Annotated in this window: 20 protein-coding genes; 11 read left to right on the top strand and 9 right to left on the bottom strand. The window is 72.3% G+C overall.

The features are described 5' to 3' along the window. Nucleotides 1–80: 80 nt before the first annotated feature. Entirely contained in the window at nt 81–722 is a 642-nt protein-coding gene (locus AB0B35_RS37770) for a hypothetical protein (protein ID WP_361055406.1), read from the bottom strand. 139 nt (nt 723–861) lie between these two features. On the opposite strand from AB0B35_RS37770, the gene AB0B35_RS37765 reads away from it, so the two are divergent. Then, nucleotides 862–1,620, top strand: a complete 759-nt coding sequence (locus tag AB0B35_RS37765; RefSeq protein ID WP_361055403.1) for a VOC family protein — start codon at nt 862–864, stop codon at nt 1,618–1,620. Between the two features lie 62 nt (nt 1,621–1,682). On the opposite strand, the gene AB0B35_RS37760 is transcribed toward AB0B35_RS37765, so the two are convergent. From AB0B35_RS37760 to AB0B35_RS37730, 7 genes are all read right to left on the bottom strand, one after another. Continuing rightward, nucleotides 1,683–3,023 (bottom strand): C39 family peptidase, encoded by a 1,341-nt coding sequence (locus tag AB0B35_RS37760; RefSeq protein ID WP_361055400.1) that lies wholly within the window; start codon nt 3,021–3,023, stop codon nt 1,683–1,685. 125 nt (nt 3,024–3,148) lie between these two features. Then, nucleotides 3,149–3,877 carry a hypothetical protein gene (locus AB0B35_RS37755; protein WP_361055397.1) on the bottom strand — a complete coding sequence of 243 codons (729 nt, stop codon included), beginning with the start codon at nt 3,875–3,877 and terminating at the stop codon, nt 3,149–3,151. Nucleotides 3,878–3,943: 66 nt separating this feature from the next. Then, a complete protein-coding gene (locus AB0B35_RS37750; RefSeq protein ID WP_361055394.1) occupies nt 3,944–4,696 on the bottom strand; it encodes a tyrosine-protein phosphatase in 753 nt (250 codons plus the stop codon). Between the two features lie 13 nt (nt 4,697–4,709). Beyond that, nucleotides 4,710–5,459 (bottom strand): tyrosine-protein phosphatase, encoded by a 750-nt coding sequence (locus tag AB0B35_RS37745; RefSeq protein WP_361055391.1) that lies wholly within the window; start codon nt 5,457–5,459, stop codon nt 4,710–4,712. 63 nt (nt 5,460–5,522) lie between these two features. Beyond that, nucleotides 5,523–6,311, bottom strand: coding sequence for a class III extradiol ring-cleavage dioxygenase (locus tag AB0B35_RS37740; protein WP_361055388.1), 789 nt, complete (start codon nt 6,309–6,311; stop codon nt 5,523–5,525). Nucleotides 6,312–6,523: 212 nt separating this feature from the next. Further along, the gene (locus AB0B35_RS37735; protein ID WP_360537961.1) at nt 6,524–7,057 is read right to left on the bottom strand and encodes a carboxymuconolactone decarboxylase family protein; all 534 of its coding nucleotides are present in this window, start codon (nt 7,055–7,057) and stop codon (nt 6,524–6,526) included. Then, nucleotides 7,057–7,608 carry a peroxiredoxin gene (locus AB0B35_RS37730; protein WP_360537963.1) on the bottom strand — a complete coding sequence of 184 codons (552 nt, stop codon included), beginning with the start codon at nt 7,606–7,608 and terminating at the stop codon, nt 7,057–7,059. The genes AB0B35_RS37735 and AB0B35_RS37730 overlap by 1 nt, the downstream gene beginning before the upstream one ends. A gap of 400 nt (nt 7,609–8,008) precedes the next feature. On the opposite strand from AB0B35_RS37730, the gene cimA reads away from it, so the two are divergent. From cimA to AB0B35_RS37715, 3 genes are all read left to right on the top strand, one after another. Beyond that, nucleotides 8,009–9,604 carry a citramalate synthase gene (gene cimA / locus AB0B35_RS37725; RefSeq protein WP_360537965.1) on the top strand — a complete coding sequence of 532 codons (1,596 nt, stop codon included), beginning with the start codon at nt 8,009–8,011 and terminating at the stop codon, nt 9,602–9,604. Nucleotides 9,605–9,728: 124 nt separating this feature from the next. Next, a complete protein-coding gene (locus AB0B35_RS37720; protein ID WP_361055385.1) occupies nt 9,729–10,478 on the top strand; it encodes a D-Ala-D-Ala carboxypeptidase family metallohydrolase in 750 nt (249 codons plus the stop codon). Nucleotides 10,479–10,646: 168 nt separating this feature from the next. Then, nucleotides 10,647–11,099 carry a hypothetical protein gene (locus AB0B35_RS37715; protein ID WP_361055382.1) on the top strand — a complete coding sequence of 151 codons (453 nt, stop codon included), beginning with the start codon at nt 10,647–10,649 and terminating at the stop codon, nt 11,097–11,099. A gap of 116 nt (nt 11,100–11,215) precedes the next feature. Here the strand turns inward: AB0B35_RS37715 and AB0B35_RS37710 are convergent, their stop codons facing one another. Further along, nucleotides 11,216–12,139: an LD-carboxypeptidase gene (locus tag AB0B35_RS37710; protein ID WP_361055379.1), complete on the bottom strand. Its 924-nt coding sequence runs from the start codon at nt 12,137–12,139 to the stop codon at nt 11,216–11,218. 81 nt (nt 12,140–12,220) lie between these two features. Between AB0B35_RS37710 and AB0B35_RS37705 the strand changes: the two genes are divergently transcribed. The 7 genes from AB0B35_RS37705 to AB0B35_RS37675 all read left to right on the top strand — a co-directional run bounded on the left by AB0B35_RS37705 (nt 12,221) and on the right by AB0B35_RS37675 (nt 19,802). After that, entirely contained in the window at nt 12,221–13,177 is a 957-nt protein-coding gene (locus tag AB0B35_RS37705; RefSeq protein WP_360537973.1) for an endonuclease/exonuclease/phosphatase family protein, read from the top strand. Nucleotides 13,178–13,460: 283 nt separating this feature from the next. After that, complete coding sequence (locus tag AB0B35_RS37700; protein WP_361055376.1) at nt 13,461–14,096, top strand: TetR/AcrR family transcriptional regulator; 636 nt, start codon at nt 13,461–13,463, stop codon at nt 14,094–14,096. A 73-nt stretch (nt 14,097–14,169) separates the two neighbouring features. Continuing rightward, nucleotides 14,170–14,763, top strand: a complete 594-nt coding sequence (locus tag AB0B35_RS37695) for a hypothetical protein (protein WP_360537977.1) — start codon at nt 14,170–14,172, stop codon at nt 14,761–14,763. After that, nucleotides 14,760–15,032: a hypothetical protein gene (locus AB0B35_RS37690; protein WP_361055373.1), complete on the top strand. Its 273-nt coding sequence runs from the start codon at nt 14,760–14,762 to the stop codon at nt 15,030–15,032. The genes AB0B35_RS37695 and AB0B35_RS37690 overlap by 4 nt, the downstream gene beginning before the upstream one ends. 114 nt (nt 15,033–15,146) lie before the next feature. After that, complete coding sequence (locus tag AB0B35_RS37685) at nt 15,147–15,908, top strand: type 1 glutamine amidotransferase (RefSeq protein ID WP_361055370.1); 762 nt, start codon at nt 15,147–15,149, stop codon at nt 15,906–15,908. A 51-nt stretch (nt 15,909–15,959) separates the two neighbouring features. Next, nucleotides 15,960–18,935, top strand: coding sequence for a bifunctional [glutamine synthetase] adenylyltransferase/[glutamine synthetase]-adenylyl-L-tyrosine phosphorylase (locus tag AB0B35_RS37680; RefSeq protein WP_361055367.1), 2,976 nt, complete (start codon nt 15,960–15,962; stop codon nt 18,933–18,935). Nucleotides 18,936–19,016: 81 nt separating this feature from the next. Next, nucleotides 19,017–19,802, top strand: coding sequence for a metallophosphoesterase (locus AB0B35_RS37675; protein ID WP_361055364.1), 786 nt, complete (start codon nt 19,017–19,019; stop codon nt 19,800–19,802). Nucleotides 19,803–19,972: the final 170 nt, after the last annotated feature.

The following is a 19,972-nucleotide window of genomic DNA, read 5'->3' as shown; positions in this document are numbered from 1 at the left end:
GCCTGGCCCGGCGCTCCCGCCCCGCGGGCGGTTGGCATGGCCACTTGAACCCCGGCGGGGCGTGGGCAGGGCCCCCTTCCTTACGTCCAGGCGGGGGAGGGGGGTCGGGACCGCTGGGCTTCGGTGGAGACGCGGGGGTCGCCGGAGTGCAGGCCGTGCCACCAGCGGCGACCGTCCGCGGCGAAGGAGGCCAGTGGTACGGGGGACCCGTCGGCGCGCTCGACGGACAGGCGCTGGAAGTGGATGTCGCCCTCGATGCAGTACGCCGTCTCGCCGCCCGGCTCCTCGCGGGCGCACTCGCAGAACCAGTACATCGTGTGCGTGGCCGGGCCGGTTCCCGCCAGCATCAGGCTGGCCGTCGCGGGCCAGTCGCGGGTCAGCTCGGGGTCGTCGAGGAAGCGCCAGCCGTACATCGGGTCGGACCGGCTGACCGAGGCGAGGAACGCGTCGGCGGCGTCGGCGTCGGCCAGCTCGATCGGGTGGCCGTAGTCGCGGCTCGCGGTCCGGGTGCGGTCGGTGCGCAGCAGCACCCGCATCAGGCTGACGCCGGTGAACACCAGGGCGCGGCGGGTGTCCGCGTCGATCGGTCCCTCCTCCGGCATGGCGAGCACGTGCAGCAGCAGGCGCACGGTGCGGGCAGGCCAGTTCACTCGCAGGCCGACCACGTCGGACTCGTTGAGCGCCACGTTGCACCCCTCGAGCAGGGAACGATCCTGGAGCATGGTGACCATCATCGCGTGTGATCGACCCGTGCGCACCGCCCCGGCTGCCCGGTTCGCCCGGCCGGCCAGCCGAACGGGGCGACCCGGTCGGCACGCGCAGAGGTCGCCCTGAACCTCGGATGGTCCTAAGGTGGCGGGCATGCGAGTGAGGGGATACGCGCCCGCCACCCCGTGCTGGGCGGAGTACATGACCGCGGACCCGGCGGGAGCTGCGGCGTTCTACAGCGGGCTGTTCGGATGGACACCGGGCGAGGTGTTCGCGCTCGACGGCCGCGCCGTCGCGGGCCTGCTCCCGGGCGAGCCCGGCCGGCCCGGGGCCTGGCTGTGCTACGTGTCGGCGGTGGCCGCCGAGGACGGCGTGGCGGCGGTGCTCGACGCCGGCGGTTCGGTGCTGGTCCCGGCGCACGACCGCGGCCCGCGTGGACGCGCCGCCCTGGTCGCCGACTCCGCGGGCGCGGTGTTCGGGCTGTGGCAGCGCGGCACGTCCGGTGGCGCCGAGGCGGCCGCCGAGCCGGCCACGATGTGCTGGACCGAGGTCGTGACCTGGGACGAGGCCTCCGCCGTGGAGTTCTACGGCAAGGCGTTCCACTGGTCGGAGCGCAAGAGCGAGATCGCCGAGGGCGTCGACCACATCGAGTGGTTTGTCGACAGCCGTACGGTCGGCGGGCTGTCCGTGATGGATGAGCGCTACCCGGCCGGCACGCCCGCGCACTGGCGGGTCACCTTCGAGGTCGAGGACTGCGCCGCCACGATCGCGCGCTGCCTGGAGCTCGGCGGTGCGGTGCTGACCGGGCCGCTGGACCTGCCGGTGGGGCACTACGCGCTGCTGGCCGACGCGCAGGGCGGCACGTTCGGCGTGATCGAGCTGTCCGACGCGATCCTGGACACCCGGCTGTGAACCGGCGGTCCGTGCGCTGACCCGGGTGCGCCCCACGGCGGGGGCGCACCCGGGTCGTCAGGTCACCAGTTCGTGGAGCCCGCGACGACCGGCCACGGCTTCCACCACGGCTTGATCAGGTACGCGATGCCGCCCGAGCCGGAGGCCACCGTGCCGTTCGCGCGGTAGCGCTTGGTACGCAGCCAGATCTGCTCGAACTGCTCACGCGGGTAGATGTTGCGCACCACGTCGTTGCTCGACGACGCAGGGTCGTTGACGATCACGTCGCCCTCGGCGGTGAAGCCGACGATGACGAACAGGTGCCCCGAGGTGCCGTAGCCGGCCCCGTCCAGCTCCTCGGACAGGAACGACTGGCTGGTGATCACCGGGATGCCGGCCTTGATGAAGCGCTCCGCCTCGTCGAGCGAGTGCAGCCGGGTGACCTTGGCGTCCAGGCCCGGGAACGACGCGGCGTACGCGGTGTTGAACGGCCAGTTGCCCGCGCCCTGGTACGCGTAGTCGTACGTCATCCGGGCCGCGTGGTCGACCTGCGGGTCGGCGTACGCCGGGTCCACCCAGGCGAGGTCCTGCGCCGACGGGCCGCGGCCGTAGTACTCCAGGACCATCGTGGTGGAGGTGGGCGAGCACCAGGCCTCGCCGCCGCCGTCGTACTCCGGGTACTCCCCGATGTGGATGTTCTGCGAGCGGCGCGGCACGGCCAGCTCGGTGCCCCAGGCGATGCCTCCCGCGCTCGGGGTGACGGTGAACCGGTCCGCAACGTTCGAGCTCATCGCGCCGAGCATCCACACCCGCGGCGACTGCCACTGGCCGGGCGCCCGGTAGAGGGTCAACCGCAGCTGGTAGGCGTGCAGGAGCACACCGTTGGCGGCGTCGTCGATGGAGAAGGTGTCGGTCCAGATCGTCGACCACGGGTCGCCCTGCCGGTTGACCGTGGTGCGCTTGATGTCGCCGTCCCCGGACGCCCAGCGGCCCATCACGTACCAGGGGGTCTGCCCGCCGGTGTTGTAGGTGCCCTGCATCTCGACCTGGATCCAGGTGCCCGCCGGGGTGTCGGCGTTCCAGGAGGCGACCAGCTCGGTGGCGTCGAAGCCGACCTCGGTCACCGGGGAGGTCCAGGTGCTGTAGTCGTAGCTCTTCGTCACGTTGGTGTACGGGTCGGCGTAATCGACGGTGCCGGCCGGGCGCAGCATGGTGATGCCCGTGCGGATGCCGGGGATGGCGAAGGTGCCCTGGTGGGTGCCCTGCCGCCACTCGGTGAAGCGGGACCACTCCTGGAAGGTGATCTGCTCGTCGTGCGTGGGCGGCGCGGCCGCGGCGGGCGCGCCGGTGGCGGCGGACAGCGCCGCGAGGCTGAGCGCGGTGAGGCCGGCGACGACGGCCGCCCGCAGGCGTGATCTGGCCATGGGTACTCCGCGGAAGTGGGGGATGGACATTCACCCGCCACTATCGCCGTTGAAGTTAACTTTCGCCAGACCCCAGTTGTCCCGAAGATTTCTTCATCCGCCCCCGAGGGCCGGGCGGGCAGGGCTCAGGCGGCCACATTGGCCACCGAGGGCTCCGGCGCCTGGTCCGGCTGCTGCCGGTCGCCCGACTTCTTCTTGCGGCGGCGCAGCAGCCAGCTCACCACGCCGACGAGGCTGGTGACCACGGCCGACCAGGTGCCCCAGTGCGTGACGAGCTGCCACAGGGTGTACGACATGGTCCGGCGCACCTGCACCGACAGCGCCACCTCGTGCGTGATGGTGTGCCCGTTGCTGAGCGGCACCTCGAGATACGCGGTGAGCAGCAGGTCGTCGGTCGGGTGTTTGGGGTGCACCAGCCAGGTCCACAGCATCTGCACGTCGCTGCCGGTGGTGGCGTTGACCGACTCCGACGGCGTGATCTCCACGTCCTCGGTGTTGCCGCGCAGCGTGGCCTTGACCGTGGGCCCGACCTCCACCGGCCCGGCGGCCGTGGTCTGGGTGCCCTTCAGCATCGTGTTGATCTTCTGGGTCAGCTTCTCGCCCTCGCCGACCGCCAGCCCGATCCGCTGCGTCTGCTCGACGTCGAGCACGGCGGGCGACTGCCAGTAGGCCTGCCGCGTGACCAGCTCGCGGGCCGCGGTGTCGATGTCCTTGAAGGTCCCCGTGCCGGGCGCGACCTGGCCGGGGGAGGGCTGCTGCGTGGAGTCGCCGTTCGACTCGGCCGCGCAACCGGCCAGGACGGCCACGGCGCAGGCGGTGGCCACGGCCAGCAACGCTCGCGTTCCGATGTGCATGATGACGGCTCCTCCCCGATGAAATCCCGTCACATCATGGCACTCGTCGATAACGCCGCGGTCACCTCACGGCCGCTGCTCGCGCAAGCTCGACCGCAGCTTTCCGATGCTCTCCTCGGCCAGCCCGGCCCCGGTCAGATAGGCCCGCACCGAACCGTGCCGTTCGCGCAGTTCCGCCAAAAAGGTGCGCATCACCTCGGCGGGCGTGCTCGCCAGGTAGGGCTGCAGCGGGCCCTTGTCCGGCCGGTTCCGGCGCTGCCAGGACAGGTAGCGCGCCATGCCCTGCTCGGTCAGCTCGTAGTCGGCGGCGATGTCCGCATCGGACACCCCGACCAGTTCCAGCACCAGCGCGACCACCACGCCGGTGCGGTCCCGCCCGCCCCAGCAGTGCACCACGGTCGGGCCCGGGCCGGCGGCGATCAGCTCGATCGCGCGGGCGATGTCGGCCGCCGCGTGCTCGGCGGTCTCGTGGTAGCGCGCCAGCAGGAACGCCACCACCCCCGCCTCCGCCGAGTAGTCCTCGGCCCGCCACACCGGGTTGTTCAGCGGCACGTTGTGCCAGTCCTCGCAGCACCAGTCCGGGGCGCGGCCGAACCGCTCCAGCTCCACCGGGTGCCGCAGATCGATCACGGTACGCACGCCGAACTGCGCGAAGCGTTCGCGGTCGGCCTCGCCCAGCGCGGTCAGGGTGTCCGAACGGAACAGCACACCCCGGCGCACCTCGGCCCCGTCGGTGGTGGCCAGGCCGCCCACGTCCCGGAAGTTGAACAGCGGACTCTCGAAGTCCACCAGCCGCGCTGATCCGGTTTGCTCGCTCACGCCCGCTCCTCGCTCACGCTTCCAGCAGCCGATCGCGCAGGCGCTGCACGCAGTCGGGGTGCAGGCCCGCGCCGACCAGGTATTCGGTCACCGAGCCGTGGCGGTAGCGCAGCCCGTGCAGCGTCATCAGCATGGCCTCGGCCGGGGTGTACGTGAAGAACGGCGGCGTGTTCGCGTGGTCCTCGTTCGGGAAGGCCGTGCGCACCCACTGGGTGAACATCGGCGCGCTGCGTTCGGTCAGCGCGTAGTCGGCCGCGATCTGGTCGTCGGGCACCCCGAGCAGGTCCAGGGCCAGCGCCACGATGAGGCCGGTGCGGTCCTTGCCGGCGACGCAGTGCACCACGGTCGGGCCGTGGTCGGCGTCGGTGAGCATGCCGACCACCCGGGCGATGTCGGCCTTGCCGTGGTGGGCCAGCTCCAGGTAACGGGCGGACAGCCAGCCCGCGACGCCGATCTCCGTGGTGTAGGTGGAGTGGTCCCAGAGCGGGTGCTCCAGGTGGTTGTGCCGCCACACCACCCGGGTCCACTCCGGCACCCGGCCCATCGAGGCGACCTCGGCGGGCCGGCGCAGGTCGATCACGGTGCGGATGCCGAGCGCCGTGAACGCCTCGCGGTCCTCGGTGCCCAGCCTGCTGAGCGTGTCGGACCGGTACACCGTGCGCCGGCGTACGGTGCGGCCGTCGGCGGTGGTCAGCCCACCGAGGTCACGGAAGTTGAAGACGGCGGCGAAGGCGATGCTGCGCTCGATCGGCGTGGTGGTCACCCCGATACCGTAATCAAGGTCACGTGGCGTGGTGTAGCCCGACCGCGTCACATCCCGGGCGTGTCAGCCGAGTTGCACCGAACGTTTGGCCAGGCCCATCCAGAAGCCGTCGATCACCGTGCGCTGCGAGGCCAGGTCGTCCTCGCCCGCGCCGAGGGTGACGAACAGCGGCGCGAAGTGCTCGGTGCGCGGGTGCGCCATCGCGCCGGACGGGGCCTTGTGCAGGAAGTCGAGCAGCCCGTCGACGTCGCCGGCGTCCAGCGCCTGCCGGCCCCAGTCGTCGAACTCCGCCGACCAGCCCTGCACGGGCGCGTCGAAGCCCAGGTGCATGTACGGCATCGCGGCGCGCAGGTTGTGGGTGAAGAAACCGCTGCCGATGATGAGCACGCCCTCGTCGCGCAGCGGCGCGAGCTTACGGCCGATCTCCAGCAGCCGCTGCGGGTCCAGCGTCGGCATGGAGATCTGCAGGACCGGGACGTCGGCCTCGGGGAACATCTCGACCAGCGGCACGTACGCGCCGTGGTCCAGGCCCCGGTCGGGCACGTCGGCCACCGGTGTCTGCGGTCCGCGCAGCAGTGCCCGCACCTTCGCGGCCAGCTCGGGCGCGCCCGGCGCCGGGTACTTCACCTCGTAGTAGTGCTGAGCGAAGCCGCCGAAGTCGTAGTAGAGCGGGACCGTGGTGGTCGCGCCGACGGCCAGCGGGGCGTTCTCCCAGTGCGCCGAGACGACCAGGATCGCGGTGGGCCGGGGCAGGTCACTCGACCAGTCCGCCAGCTGGCGGGTCCACAGCGGGTCGTCGGCCAGCGGGGGAGCGCCATGGCTGAGGTAGAGCGCGGGCATACGGGTGCTCATACCCGCGAGAATACTTGACCATTCAACTAACGTCGAGTGGCCGCCCTCACCCTGACAAGCGGAAAGCCCGGCGAGACGTCTCCCGCCGGGCTTCCTTCCGGGTAAAGCCTTCTCCGCCCCCTCCGCCGCGACTCTTGAAGAGTCGCGGCGTCGGGAGCCGTCGGAAGGCGCGACTCTTCAAGAGTTGCGCCAAGGGCCAAGGGTGGGGCCGGTCAGGCCGTGAGGGCGGTTTCGGCGTCGAGGGTGACGGCGGCGGCGTGGACGACCGCCGCGATGCGCAGGGCCTCGTGGACGGCCTCGCGGCCGACGCCGGTGCCGATCAGCGTCTTCTCGTGCGACTCCAGGCAGACGCCGCAGCCGGTGATGGCCGAGACGGCCAGGCTCCACAGCTCGAAGTCGGCCTTGTCGACGCCCGGGTTGGCGATGATCTGCATGCGCAGCCGGGCCGGCAGCGACTGGTACGCGTCGTCGCCGATCAGGTGCTTGGACCGGTAGTAGACGTTGTTCATCGCCATGATCGACGCCGCGCCCTTGGCCGCCTCGATCGCCTCGGGCTTGAGGTGATCGGCCGCCTCGGCCGCGATCTCCCGCAGCACGAAAGCGTTGCGGGCGGCGAACGCGCAGGCCAGCGCGGTGCCCCAGAGCTGCTGCGCGGTCAGCGGCGAGGTGCCCAGCACGGCGCCGATGTTTAGCTTGGTGTCCCGGGCGTACGCCGGCAGCGCCGCCTTGATCGCCTCGATGCCCATCAGGCGGCCAGCAGCTCGGCGGCGTTCAGGGTCTCGCCGCCCTTGTTCCAGTTGCACGGGCACAGCTCGTCGGTCTGCAGCGCGTCGAGCACGCGCAGCACCTCGGTGACGTTGCGGCCGACCGAGCCGGCGGTCACCATCACGAACTGGATCTCGTTGTTCGGGTCCACGATGAACGTCGCGCGCTGCGGCACGCCGTCCTCGCCCAGCACGCCCGCCGCCTCGGTCAGCTCGCGCTTGACGTCGGCCAGCATCGGGAAGGGCAGCTCGCGCAGGTCGGGGTGGTTCTTGCGCCACGCGTGGTGCACGAACTCGTTGTCGACCGACCAGCCCAGCACCTGCGCGTCCCGGTCGGCGAACTCGCCGTTCAGCCGGCCGAACTCGGCGATCTCGGTCGGACATACGAAGGTGAAGTCCTTGGGCCAGGAGAACAGCACCCGCCACTTGCCCTCGTAGGTCTTGTTGGTGATCGTCTCGAACGCCTTGTCGGCGTCGAGGGAGACGCACGCGGTGAGTTCGTAGGCGGGGAAGTGGTCGCCGACGGTGAGCAAAGCAGGTACCTCCTGAGCGGTCTTTCTTGAGCCGTTCAAGATTAGGCAGGGCATTGCGACGTGATCATTGCCGGATCGTGACATTGTGGCGACCGCCACGGGGTCTTTGTCCCGTCCCATTGCCCAGCTCATCGACGTGATCCGCTGGCGCGGCGGCGACACGCCTTCCCGATATACGGGAGCCTGCTGGTCTGGGAGTCGCAAAAGTGGGACGCTACCCAGCGTGATCCGCCTCGTACTGATTATTGGCACCTAGCGCGCCGGCCGCACCTGGGCAACCAGGCCCCTCGCCGACGCGCAGACCTCCCGCGACCGCGGGGGGTCTTTTGTTTTGCAGCTCCTTCCCGGTCATCACGTCGGCGCCTCGCGAAGCGGGCGCCCGCACAGGAGGTCACACGACATGCAGATCTTCGACACCACGCTGCGCGACGGCGCCCAGCGCGAGGGCATCACCTACTCGGTAGCCGACAAACTCGCGGTGGCGCGCCTGCTCGATCAGTTCGGGGTCGGGTTCATCGAGGGCGGGTGGCCAGGGGCGGTCCCCAAGGACACCGAGTTCTTCGAACGGGCCCGAACCGAGCTGGAGCTGAAGAACGCGCTGCTGGTGGCGTTCGGCTCGACCCGCAAGGCGGGCGTCTCGGCGGCCGACGACGCGCAGCTCGCGGGCCTGCTCGCGGCGCAGACGCCGGTGGTCTGCCTGGTCGCGAAGTCCGACGTGCGCCACGTCGAGCGGGCGCTGCGCACCACCCGCGAGGAGAACCTCGCCATGGTCGCCGACAGCGTGACCCACCTGCGCTCGCACGGCCGCCGCGTCTTCGTCGACTGCGAGCACTTCTTCGACGGCTTCCGCTTCGACCCCGACTACACCGCCTCGGTGGTGCGCACCGCGCTGGACGCGGGCGCGGAGCGCGTCGTGCTCTGCGACACCAACGGCGGCATGCTGCCCTCGCAGGTGGGCGCGGCCATCGCCGACCTCGTCGCGCGGCTGGGCGTCTCGCCCGAGCTGTTCGGCATGCACGCGCAGAACGACACCGCGTGCGCCGTCGCCAACACCATCGCCGCGGTGGAGGCGGGCGTACGCCACGTGCAGGGCACCGCCAACGGCTACGGGGAGCGCCCCGGCAACGCCGACATCTTCGCCGTGGTGGCGAACCTGCAGCTCAAGCTGGGCATGACCGTCCTACCGGACGGCTGCCTAGAACAGATGGCGCACGTCTCGCACGCCATCGCCGAGATCGCCAACATCGCACCCGACTCCCACCAGGCCTACGTCGGGTCCGCGGCCTTCGCCCACAAGGCGGGACTGCACGCGAGCGCGATCAAAGTCGACCCGGCCCTCTACAACCACGTGGACCCGGCCGTCGTCGGCAACGACATGACGATCCTCGTCACCGAGATGGCCGGCCGGGCCAGCATCGAGCTCAAGAGCCGCGAGCTCGGGCTGGACCTGGCCGGCCATCCCGACACGCTGTCCAAGGTGACGCACCGGGTGAAGGAGCTGGAGGCGGCCGGCTGGTCCTTCGAGGCCGCCGACGCGTCCTTCGAGCTGCTGGTGCGCCAGTCCCTGGGCGAGCAGACGACGCCGTTCACGCTGGAGTCGTACCGGGTGATCGTCGAGCACCGCGAGGACGGCGCGGTGGTCAGCGAGGCGACCGTGAAACTGCGCGTGCGCGGCGAGCGGGTGATCGCCACCGCGGAGGGCAACGGTCCGGTCAACGCACTCGACCAGGCGCTGCGCCAGGCGCTGGAGCGGCACTTCCCGCAGCTGTCCGGGCTGGAGCTGGCCGATTACAAGGTGCGCATCCTGGCCGGCTCGCACGGCACCGACGCGGTGACGCGGGTGCTGGTGGAGACGGTGGACACCGACGGGCGCGACTGGACCACGGTCGGCGTGCACGAGAACGTGGTGGAGGCGAGCTGGCGGGCCCTGGTCGACGCCTTGGCGTACGGCGTGGCCGCCGCCGGCGGGGACCGCAAGGTGCGCTCGCGCCGCTGATCCTGTGCGGACGGTCCGCGGCCGGTGACGGCCCGCTGCCCGATTTTTCGGAAGGATACTACGTAGTAACTGCAAGATATGTAAACTCTTGACATCGATGAGCGTGGTTGGCACAGTGCCTGGCATGTCTCGTCGTTTCCCCCGCAACGCCTTCCTCCGGGCGTTCACCGTGCTGGTGATGGCGGCCATCGGATCGGTGGCCGCCGTCACCGTCGGCGCGTCCCCCGCGTACGCCGACGGCTGCTACACCTGGGGCCGCTCGCTGTCCTCGGGCATGTCCGGAGAGGACGTCCGCCAGCTGCAGATCCGCGTCGCCGGCTGGCCGGGCTACAACAACACCATCGTCATCGACGGCATCTTCGGCGCGGAGACCCGCGACGCGGTGGTCCGCTTCCAGCAGGCGTACGGCCTGGGTGCGGACGGCATCGCCGGGCCGCAGACCTTCAACAAGATCTACTCCCTGCAGGACGACGACTGCACGCCGATCCACTTCAGCTACGCCGAGCTGAACAAGTGCAACACCACCTGGGCCGGTGGCGCGGTCTCGGCGGCCACCGCCAAGGCCAACGCGCTGCGTGCCATGTGGCGCCTGGAAGCGCTCCGCCACGCCCTCGGCGACCAGGCCCTGCGCGTCACGTCCGGCTTCCGCAGCACCGCCTGCAACAACGCCGCGGGCGGCGTCTCCGGCAGCCGCCACCTCTACGGTGACGGCGTCGACCTCGGCTCCGGCCCGCACTCCCTCTGCACCATCGGCAAGCAGGCCCGCTACCACGGCTTCACCGGCATCCTCGGCCCCGGCTACCCCGACCACTCCGACCACATCCACACCGACGCCCGCAGCGGCACCCTCTGGTCCGCCTCCCAGTGCTTCTAGCCGAAGGAAGGGCACCTTCACATCGCCATGCGTTGTAGAAGGTGCCCTTCCCATCGTCCTGGGGTTTCGCGGTGGCGGTTCGGGGGAGGGTCGGGGGTCGCGGGGTGGCGGTAGGCTGCGGCGGCACGCACTCTGGCGGCCCGGCCGCGTCCGACGTGGAGGCACCCCGTGAGCGACAACCCGTACCGGGCACCGAGCCCGCCCGCCCCGCCCGAGCAGCCCGCGACGGCAGCACCCGCCGTCGCCGCGTGGTCCCACCCCTCGCTGGACATCCCGCGCCCGGTCCGGCGGCCCGTGGAGGCCCGGCTGGTGTGGCGCGGCATCTTCACCATGCTGGGCGCGCACGCGCTGACCATGGTCGCCGGCGTCTTCGCCGCACTGCTCTTCGGGCAGCAGAACGACTACGGCCCGGGCGGCGAAGGCAGCACCGAGTCCGTCTTCATGCTGGTCGGCGTCTTCGGGCAGTTCATTCTCGGCATCGTCGCCCTGGTCATGGGCATCGGCGGCGTCGTCGGCAAGGACGGCGGCAAGGGCGCGGGCATCCTCATCGGCTGGGTCGCCGGCATTCCGGCCAGCCTGATCGCCGGCATAGCCATCACCATCACCTTCGCCAACTCCTGACCGGCCGCTCCGGGCCGTCAGCCCGCCAGGCCCGTGGCTGCCCGCCCACCTGTATCGATCATGAACTTGTGGCACCGACACGCCGTCGACCCGTGCCATAAGTTCATGATCAGCGCTTAGAGGGTGGCGGGGGCGACCGTGAGGGTGCCGGTGTCGGCGTCGAGGGTGGCGCGGGTGCCGAGGGGGACGGCGGTGTGCTGGGGGCCGTGGCCGATGGGGAGGCCGCCGAGGACCGGTAGGCCCAGGTCGAGCAGGCGGTCGGTGAGGACGTCGGCGATGGTGACGGGCCAGGCGTCGGCGCAGTCGGTGAACTGGCCGACGGCGATGCCCGCGACGCCGTCGAGCGCGCCGCTGCGGCGCAGGTGGGTGAGCATCCGGTCGACGCGGTACGGGTACTCGCCGACGTCCTCGATGAGCAGGATCGCGCCCGTCAGGTCGGGCAGGTGCGGGGTGCCGAGGGTGCTGACCAGCAGCGACAGGTTCCCGCCGAGCAGGGTGCCCTCCGCGTGGCCCGAGGTGCGCACCCGGTGGGTGTCCTCGGCCGGGTCGGCGGCCACCACGACCGGCTCCCCGCTCATCAGGGCGTGCCGCGCCCCGAGCGCGGTCGGCGAGTCCGCGCCCTTGTCGAACTGCGCCGCGACCGGCCCGTGCACGGTGGCCAGGCGCGCGCCGCGCCACAGTGCGAGGTGCAGCGCGGTGATGTCGGAGAAGCCCATGACCAGCTTCGGGTCACGGCGTACGGCGTCCAGGTCGACGCGGTCGGTGATGCGCTGCGCGCCGTAACCGCCGCGGGTGCACAGCACGGCGCGCACCTGCGGGTCGCCGAGCGCTTCGTTGAGGTCGCCGAGGCGCTGCTCGTCGGTGCCGCCGAAGTAGCCGTGCCGGGCCAGCACGTGCGGGTACACCCGGGGCGCCAGGCCCCAGCCGGTGAGCACGGACACCGCCGCCTCGACGCGCTCGGCGGGCACCGGCCCCGAGGGCGAGACCAGCGCGACCGTGTCGCCGGGCCGGAGGGTCGCGGGGTGCAGGGTGGCGGTCATGGCCGCAGAGCCTAACGCCGCGCACGGAACCTTCACAAAGCCCACACCTAGTTGACCATGGAAACGTATAGCATCCCGCGCATGAAACGGTTCCTTCTGCGCGCGCTGCCCTGGGTCCTGGCGCTGCCGGCGGCGGTGTGGGCCGTGTTCCGGGTCGCCGGCTGGGACGACCGGTATCCGATGGCGCAGCTGATGGCGTTCACGCCGTACGTCGCCGCCGGTTGCCTGGTGCCGCTGGCGGTGCTGCTGGTGTGGCGGCGCTGGGCGGCCGCCGGCCTGGCCGCGGTGACCGCGGTGGCGCTCGCCGTGGTGGTGCTGCCGCGCTGGTTCGCCGACGGCGACCCGATGGCCGGGGCGGCGGGCGCGCCGCTGCGGGTGATGAGCGCGAACGTGCTGGCGGGATCGGCGGGCCCGGCCGAGCTGGTGGAGCTGGTGCGGGCGCACCGGGTGGACGTGCTGGCGCTGCAGGAGGCGACGCCGGAATTCCTCGTCGCGGTGGACGCGGCGGGGATGCGCGGCGAGCTGCCGTACCGGGTGGACCACGCGGCGCCCGGGGTGGAGGGGTCCGCGCTGCTGTCTCGGCTGCCGTTGCGCGACGACGGGGTGCGGGTCAACCCCGGCGGCTTCCGGCAAGCGCGGGGTGAGGTGTCGGTGCCGGGCGGGGGCACCGTGCTGGTCGAGTCGGCGCACCCGCTGGCACCCTGGGCCGACTTCGTGACGCCGCTGTGGAAACGCGGCTTCGAAGGCCAGCCGCGGGCCACGCCGGAGGGGGCGGTGCGCGTGCTGCTCGGCGACTTCAACGCCACCCTGGACCACCACCTGCTGCGCGACCTGATCGACTCCGGTTACCGGGACGCGGCCGACGTGCTCGGCCGCGGCTTCACCGGCACCTGGGGGCCGTACGACGGGGACCCGCTCCCGCCGGTGACGCTGGACCGGGTGCTCGCCGACCGGCGGGTTGGCGTCAAGGACTTCCAAGTGCTGGAGCTGCCGGGCAGCGACCACCGGCCGGTGTACGCCGAGCTGGTCCTGCCGTAGGAAACGCCACTGTTTGAGCGGACGCTCAAGCCTGCTAGGCTGGCGTTTGATCGACCGCTCAAATATGTGGCACGGGCCGTGTTTCCTGGAGACACCGTCCTGACCCGACACTGCCGGCGCATCGGCACCTGTTTTGTCAGACCGGTGCGAGAAAGTCTGGCCGTCCCGCGAGTCGGGGACGCGACAGTACGGGCGGTGCCGGCCACATTGGCAACGGGGGGTGGCCGGCACCGCCCGCATTCGTGTGCGCAGCACGTCGCGGGCCCGGGTAGTGAGGGAGCGCATGTCCGACACGAAGCAGCGGTTGCTCGACGGAGCCATGGACACGCTGCGCAAACACGGGATAGCGGGCGTGTCCGCGCGCAACATCGCCGGTGCGGCCGGGGTCAACCAGGCGCTGATCTTCTACCACTACGGCAGCGTGGACGACCTGCTGGTGGCGGCGTGCACGGCCGCGACCGGCGAGCGCGTCGAGGCGTACCGGGCGCGCTTCGCGACCGTGGGCTCGCTGCGCGAGCTGCTCGACGTCGGCCGAGCGCTGCACGAGGAGGAGCGCGACCTGGGCAACGTCGCGGTGCTCGCGCAGATGCTGGCCGGTGCGCAGCACGACGAGAAGCTCGCCCGGGTGACCGCCGAGACGCTCGGCATGTGGACCGCCGAGATCGAGTCGGTGCTGCGGCGGGTGCTGGCGGGCTCCCCGTTCGCCGAGATGGCCGACGTGCCAGGGCTGGCCGCCGCGATCTCCGCCTCGTTCGTCGGGCTGGAGCTGTACGAAGGCGTGGACCGCCCCGGGGCGCAGCGCGCGATGGCGGCGCTGGAGCAGCTCGGCACGCTGATGGAGGTCGTCGAGGAGCTGGGGCCGGTGGCCCGGCGGGCGCTGCGAAGCAAGATCAATAAGGCGGCGGCCCGGCGGTCCTGAGTGAGTCGGCCGAGGCGGCAGACCGGTTTCACAGGACAGCGGCCCGTGGCACGGCTCGCCTAGCATCACGCCCGTGAGTGGACGGTTGGCGGGGGAGAGCGGGCGGCAGGCCTGGTGGCGCAGACACCGGCGCACCGTGGCGGGCATCGTGCTGCTCGGGATCGGCACCGGGGTGTTCACGGCATACCTGCGGGGCGGGTCGGCGCAGATCATGCCGCCCGCACCCGGCGCGGTCTGCCCGCTGCTGCGGCCCGAACTGCTCGACCTGCTCGTGCCCGGCCGCGACCCGAGCACACAGGAGACCGACCGGAACGACGAGACACTGTCGGCCTGGTGCGTCGTCCAACGCCCCAAGGCCGACGGCGAGGACGCCTCGCTGGTTGTGGGCGTGATCAACGTGGGCCGGGCCGACGGCGAGGACCCCGTGACCCGCGCCCGCCGGGACTTCTACGGCCAATTCGCTGCCAATCGCGAACGCATCATGCTCGACGGTCTCGGCGACCAGGCCGGGTACTGGTCCGAGCTGGGCCCCGCCGGGCGGATCTACCTGACCGTGCGGATGGGCGCGCGGCTGGTGCACGTGCAGTACCGCAACACCATGGTCGGTCCGGAGCGCAGCCGGGAGGCGGCCGTGCTGGCCGCGCGGGAGGTGCTGGCGAAGCTGTGAGAAACGACGATCTGGTGGACGACCTCGTCGCGGGGCGGGGCGGCGCGGTCACCCACCTCGTGCACGAGCTGCGTCCGGAGCCGAACTGGCTGATCCGGTGGACGGTGGCGGTCGCCGTGATGGTGGCCTGCGGGCTGGCCGGATACCACGGCAGCGGCCTGCTGCTGGAGCTGTCCACCCGGCTGGAGCTCGCCTGGACCGGCTCGTCCTGGCAGGCCCCGCCGCAGCCGGAGCTGCCTTCCACCCCGTTCGGTCACCCGGTGCCCTGACCCCTGGCAGGTTCCGCGTCGAGCGCGGGCTGCCCCGGGAAGCCTGGGCGGAGCTCGGGCGGGCGGCGCCGGGCCGCTGACCGGCGCCGCCGTGGCCGGGCTAACCTCGTGAGCGTGGCGACCGCACTGGTGATCGAGAACGACCCGACCGACGACCTGCGCCGGCTCGGAGACTGGCTGACCGAGGCCGGGCTGGAGCTGACCGTCCTGCGCCCGCACGCCGGCGACGCACTGCCCGAGGACCTGGACGGCTACGCCGCGTTCGTGGTGATGGGCGGGGAGCAGGACGCGTTCGGCAAGGACGGGGTGCCGGGCGCGCCGTGGTTCCCGAAGCTGGAGTCGCTGCTGCGCAAGGCGGTCAAGAACCGGGTGCCGACGTTGGGCGTCTGCCTGGGCGGGCAGCTGCTGGCGCAGGCGCACGGCGGCACCGTCGAGCGCTCCACCAGCGGACCGGAGATCGGCGCGCGCCTGGTCGCGCGGCGGGACGTGGCCGAGGCCGACCCGCTGTGGTGGGCGGTGCCGTTCGCGCCCGACGTGATCCAGTACCACTTCGACGAGATCACCGAGCTGCCGCTCGGGGCGACCCTGCTGGCCGCCTCGCCGCGCTACCCCCACCAGGCGTTCCGGATCGGCGACCGGGCCTGGGGCACCCAGTTCCACATCGAGTGCGACGTCGACATGTTCGCCGGCTGGGTGGAGAACAACCGCGAGTGGATGACCGAGCAGGGCTGGCAGCCCGACGGGCTGATCGCCGGCGTCGAGGCGACCCAGGAGGACGTGGCCGAGGTGTGGCAGCCGTTCGCCCGGCGCTTCGCCGAGCTGGCCCTGGGCACGCTGCCCGACGCGGGCCGCCGGGAACTGCCGCTGCTGAGCTGAGCCGCCGCGCCGTGACTTCTGCGCCCGCGTGCGCGCCGATAACCTGAGCGGATGGCGGGAATCGGGCGGTTGGCACGGTACGGCTTCACGCTGTCGGCGACCGGCCCCGACCCGGCCGTGCTGCTGGGCGGGACCGGCCTGAACCTGTGGGACGCGGCCGCGCAGCGGCCCGTCGACGAGGAGAGCGCGCTCATCCTGGAGCAGCTCGGCCGCGCGGCCGACCCCGACCTGGCGCTGCGCCAGCTGCACCGCATCGCCGAGCGCGACGCCGGGCCCGACAAGGGTGTGCTGGAGCGGCTCGGGGCCGACGAGGACCTGCGCATCCGGCTGATCACGGTGCTCGGGGCGTCGTCGGCGCTGGGCGACCAGATCGCGGCGCAGGCCGGGCAGTGGAAGGTGCTCACGCACACCGTGCCGCCGCGCTACGAGGTGCACAGCGGGCTGGCCGACGTGCCGTCGCTGCGGGCCGGCTACCAGCGCGGGCTGCTGCGCATAGCGGCGGGCGACCTGGCCGACGGGGTCGACGTCGAGACGACGATGGCCGAGGTGACCGCGCTGGCCGACGCGACGCTGCGGGCGGCGTACCGGATCGCGCTGGGCCGCGTCGGCGACCAGCGGCCCCGGCTGGCCGTGATCGCGATGGGCAAGTGCGGCGGCGACGAGCTGAACTACGTCTCGGACGTCGACGTCATCTTCGTCGCGGCCGAGGACGAGGACCTCGCCGCGGGCACCACCGTCGCCGCGGCGCTGATGGAGATCTGCGGCCACGTGGCCTGGCCGGTCGACGCCGCCCTGCGGCCGGAGGGCGGGCGCGGTCCACTGGTGCGCACGCTGGCCAGCCACCTCGTCTACTACCAGCGCTGGGCCCGCACCTGGGAGTTCCAGGCGCTGCTCAAGGCCCGCCCGGTCGCCGGTGACGCCGGTGTCGGCAAGGCCTGGCTGGCCTCGTTGCAGCCGCTGATCTGGCACGCCGCCGAGCGGCCGGAGGCGGTCGAGGACGTGCGCGCGATGCGGCGGCGCATCATCGACCAGGTGCCGCGGGCCGAGATCGAGCGGGAGATCAAACGCGGACCGGGCGGGCTGCGCGACATCGAGTTCGCGGTGCAGCTGCTGCAGCTCGTGCACGGTCGCGGCGACGAGACGCTGCGCTCGGGCAACACCCTCAACGCGCTGCGGGCGCTGGTCGCGGGCGGTTACGTGGGCCGGGGCGACGGGGAGGCGCTCAGCGCCGCGTACCGCTTCCTGCGAAACGTGGAGCACCGGCTCCAGTTGCAGCGGCTGCGGCGTACGCACACCGTGCCCGCCGACGACGGCCAGGCGGGCACCATGGCGCTGCGCTGGCTGGCGCGCGCGATGAACTACAAGCGCGAGGAGCCCTCGCTGGGCACCGGCCGGGGCCGGGAGGGCGGCGGGCTGGACCCGATCGCGGCGTTCCGCGCCGACTGGGTCACCCACGCCGCCGAGGTGCGCCGGCTGCACGCCAAGCTGCTCTACCGGCCGCTGCTGGCGGCCGTGGCCAAGGTGCCCGCCGACGGGCTGTCGCTGCGGGCCGACGCCGCCCGCAAGCGCCTGGAACTGCTCGGCTACGCCGACCCGGCGGGCGCGCTGCGGCACATCGAGGCACTGACCTCGGGCGTGTCGCGCACCGCCGCGATCCAGCGCACCCTGCTGCCGGTGCTGCTGGCCGAGTTCGCCGACGCGCCCGATCCCGACGCCGGGCTGCTGGCCTACCGGCAGGTGTCCGACACGCTGGGCACCACGCCCTGGTATCTGCGCCTGCTGCGCGACGAGGGCCCGGTGGCGCTGCGGCTGGCCCGGGTGCTGGACAGCTCGCGCTACCTGACCGACCTGCTCTCGCGTGACCCGGAGGCGCTGCGGCTGCTGGCCGACGACACCGAACTCGCGCTGCGCACCCGGCAGTCGCTGCTGGACGGCACGGCCGCGGCCGCCGGGCGGCACGCCGACCCGCGCGCGGCGGTGGCCGCGGTGCGCGCGATGCGCCGCCGCGAGCTGTTCCGCATCGGCAGCGCGGACGTGCTCTCCGGGGCGGGCGAGCTGGCCCCGGCCAAACCGGTCGGCATCATCGAGGTGGGGCAGGGGCTGGCCGACCTCACCGACGCCACCATCGCGGCCGCGCTGGCGGTGGCCCGGCAGGCCGCGGGAGCACCCGACGAGCTGCGTTTCTCCGTGATCGGTATGGGCCGGCTCGGTGGCGCGGAGACGAGCTACCCGAGCGACGCGGACGTGCTGTTCGTGTACCAGCCCGCGCCCGGGATGAAGGACGACGAGGCCAACGGCGTCGCGCTGGCCATCGCGGAACAACTGCGCACGCTGCTGTCCGCGCCCGCGCCCGATCCGCCGCTGGGCATCGACGCCGACCTGCGCCCCGAGGGTCGGCAGGGTCCGCTGGTCCGCAGCCTCGCCGCGTACCAGCGCTACTACGCGACCTGGTCGCAGGTGTGGGAGGCGCAGGCGCTGCTGCGGGCGCGGCCCGTCGCCGGGGACGCGGGGCTGGCCGCCGAGTTCATCGCGCTCATCGATCCGGTGCGCTACCCGGTCGACGGGCTGCGGCGGGAGCAGATCGTGGAGATCCGCCGGATCAAGGCGCGGGTGGAGAACGAGCGGCTGCCCCGGGGCGCGGATCCGCTCACGCACACCAAGCTGGGGCGCGGCGGCATCGCCGACGTCGAGTGGACGGTGCAGCTGTGGCAGCTGCGGCACGGGCACGAGGTGGCGGGACTGCGCTCCACGCGTACCCTCGACGCGCTCCACGCGGCGCACGCGGCCGGGATCGTATCCGTCGAGGACGCCGAGGTGCTGGCCACGGCGTGGACGCTGTGCTCGCGGGTGCGCAACGCGCTGACGCTGATCCGCGGCCGGGCCGTGGACCAGCTGCCCCGGCACGGTGTCGAGCTGGCCGGGGTGGCGCGCATGCTGGGCGGTGCCGACCCGGGCGAGTTCCTGGACGAGTACCTCAAGGTCACCCGCCGGTCCCGTGCCGCCGTCGAGCGGCTGTTCCTTGCCTGACGGCGGCCGCGGACACCCCGGAAGAGGGGGTCGGCGCGCACGCCGCGGGGAGTGCCCATGGCCATGTCGTAGGGTGATCGCGTGACGCTCTACGTGGTCGGTGACGTGCACGGGCATCTCACGCCGCTGACCCAGGCGCTGCGGGTGACGGGCCTGCTCGACGCGCGGGGCGCGTGGTCGGGCGGTGCCGCGCGGCTGTGGTTCCTCGGCGACCTGACCGACCGCGGCCCGGACGGCATCGGCGTGATCGATCTGATCCGGCGGCTGCAGGTCGAGGCCGCCGCGGCAGGCGGCGAGGTCGGCTGCGTCATAGGCAACCACGACATGCTGCTGTACGGCAGCCGCTTCGTCCCCGCGTCGCCGGTGACCGAGGTGCGCACCATCGTGCAGGTGTGGGCGCTCAACGGCGGCCAGGAGCACGACCTCGAAGGACTGGACGAGCAGCGGGCCGCCTGGCTGGCCGGCCTGCCCGCGGTGGCGCTGGTCGACGACCACCTGCTGCTGCACGCCGACACCCTGGCCTACCTGGAGTTCGGGCCGACCATCGACGAGATCAACGCCGCGGTGGGCACCATCATGCGCGAGCGCGACGAGCAGACCTTCGGGCGCAACACCCGGCTGCTGTTCCGCCGCTTCGAGTTCCTGGAGCACAACGACGGCGTCGCCAACGCCCGCCTGCTGCTGGACAAGCTGGGCGGCCGCCAGATCGTGCACGGCCACTCGACCATCCCGGAGACCTTCGGCGTCGCCCCGACCGCGGTGCGCGGGCCGGTCACCTACGCGGACGGGCTGGCCATGGCCGTGGACACCGGCATCTCGCTGGGCGCGCCCTGCATCGTCGTCTCACTGACGCCCGCCGCGGCCTGACAGCGGCGCCGCTGACCTGGCTGGTACTGCGGGTGGTGACCGTGCTCGCCCTGCCGTGCACCGTTGGGGGCCTGCTGCTGCCCTGATCGCTAGATCGCTAGATCGCTAGATCGCTAGATCGCTAGATCGCTCGACTTGCCTGGCACCTGTGCGAATGCGTCGTCAAGATA

The organism is Catellatospora sp. NPDC049133 (assembly GCF_040648455.1).
In the GTDB taxonomy this organism is placed as follows: Bacteria; Actinomycetota; Actinomycetes; order Mycobacteriales; family Micromonosporaceae; genus Catellatospora; species Catellatospora aurea.
The sequence above is the reverse complement of the archived record's forward strand: the minus strand, read 5'-3'. Positions and strand labels throughout refer to the sequence as shown.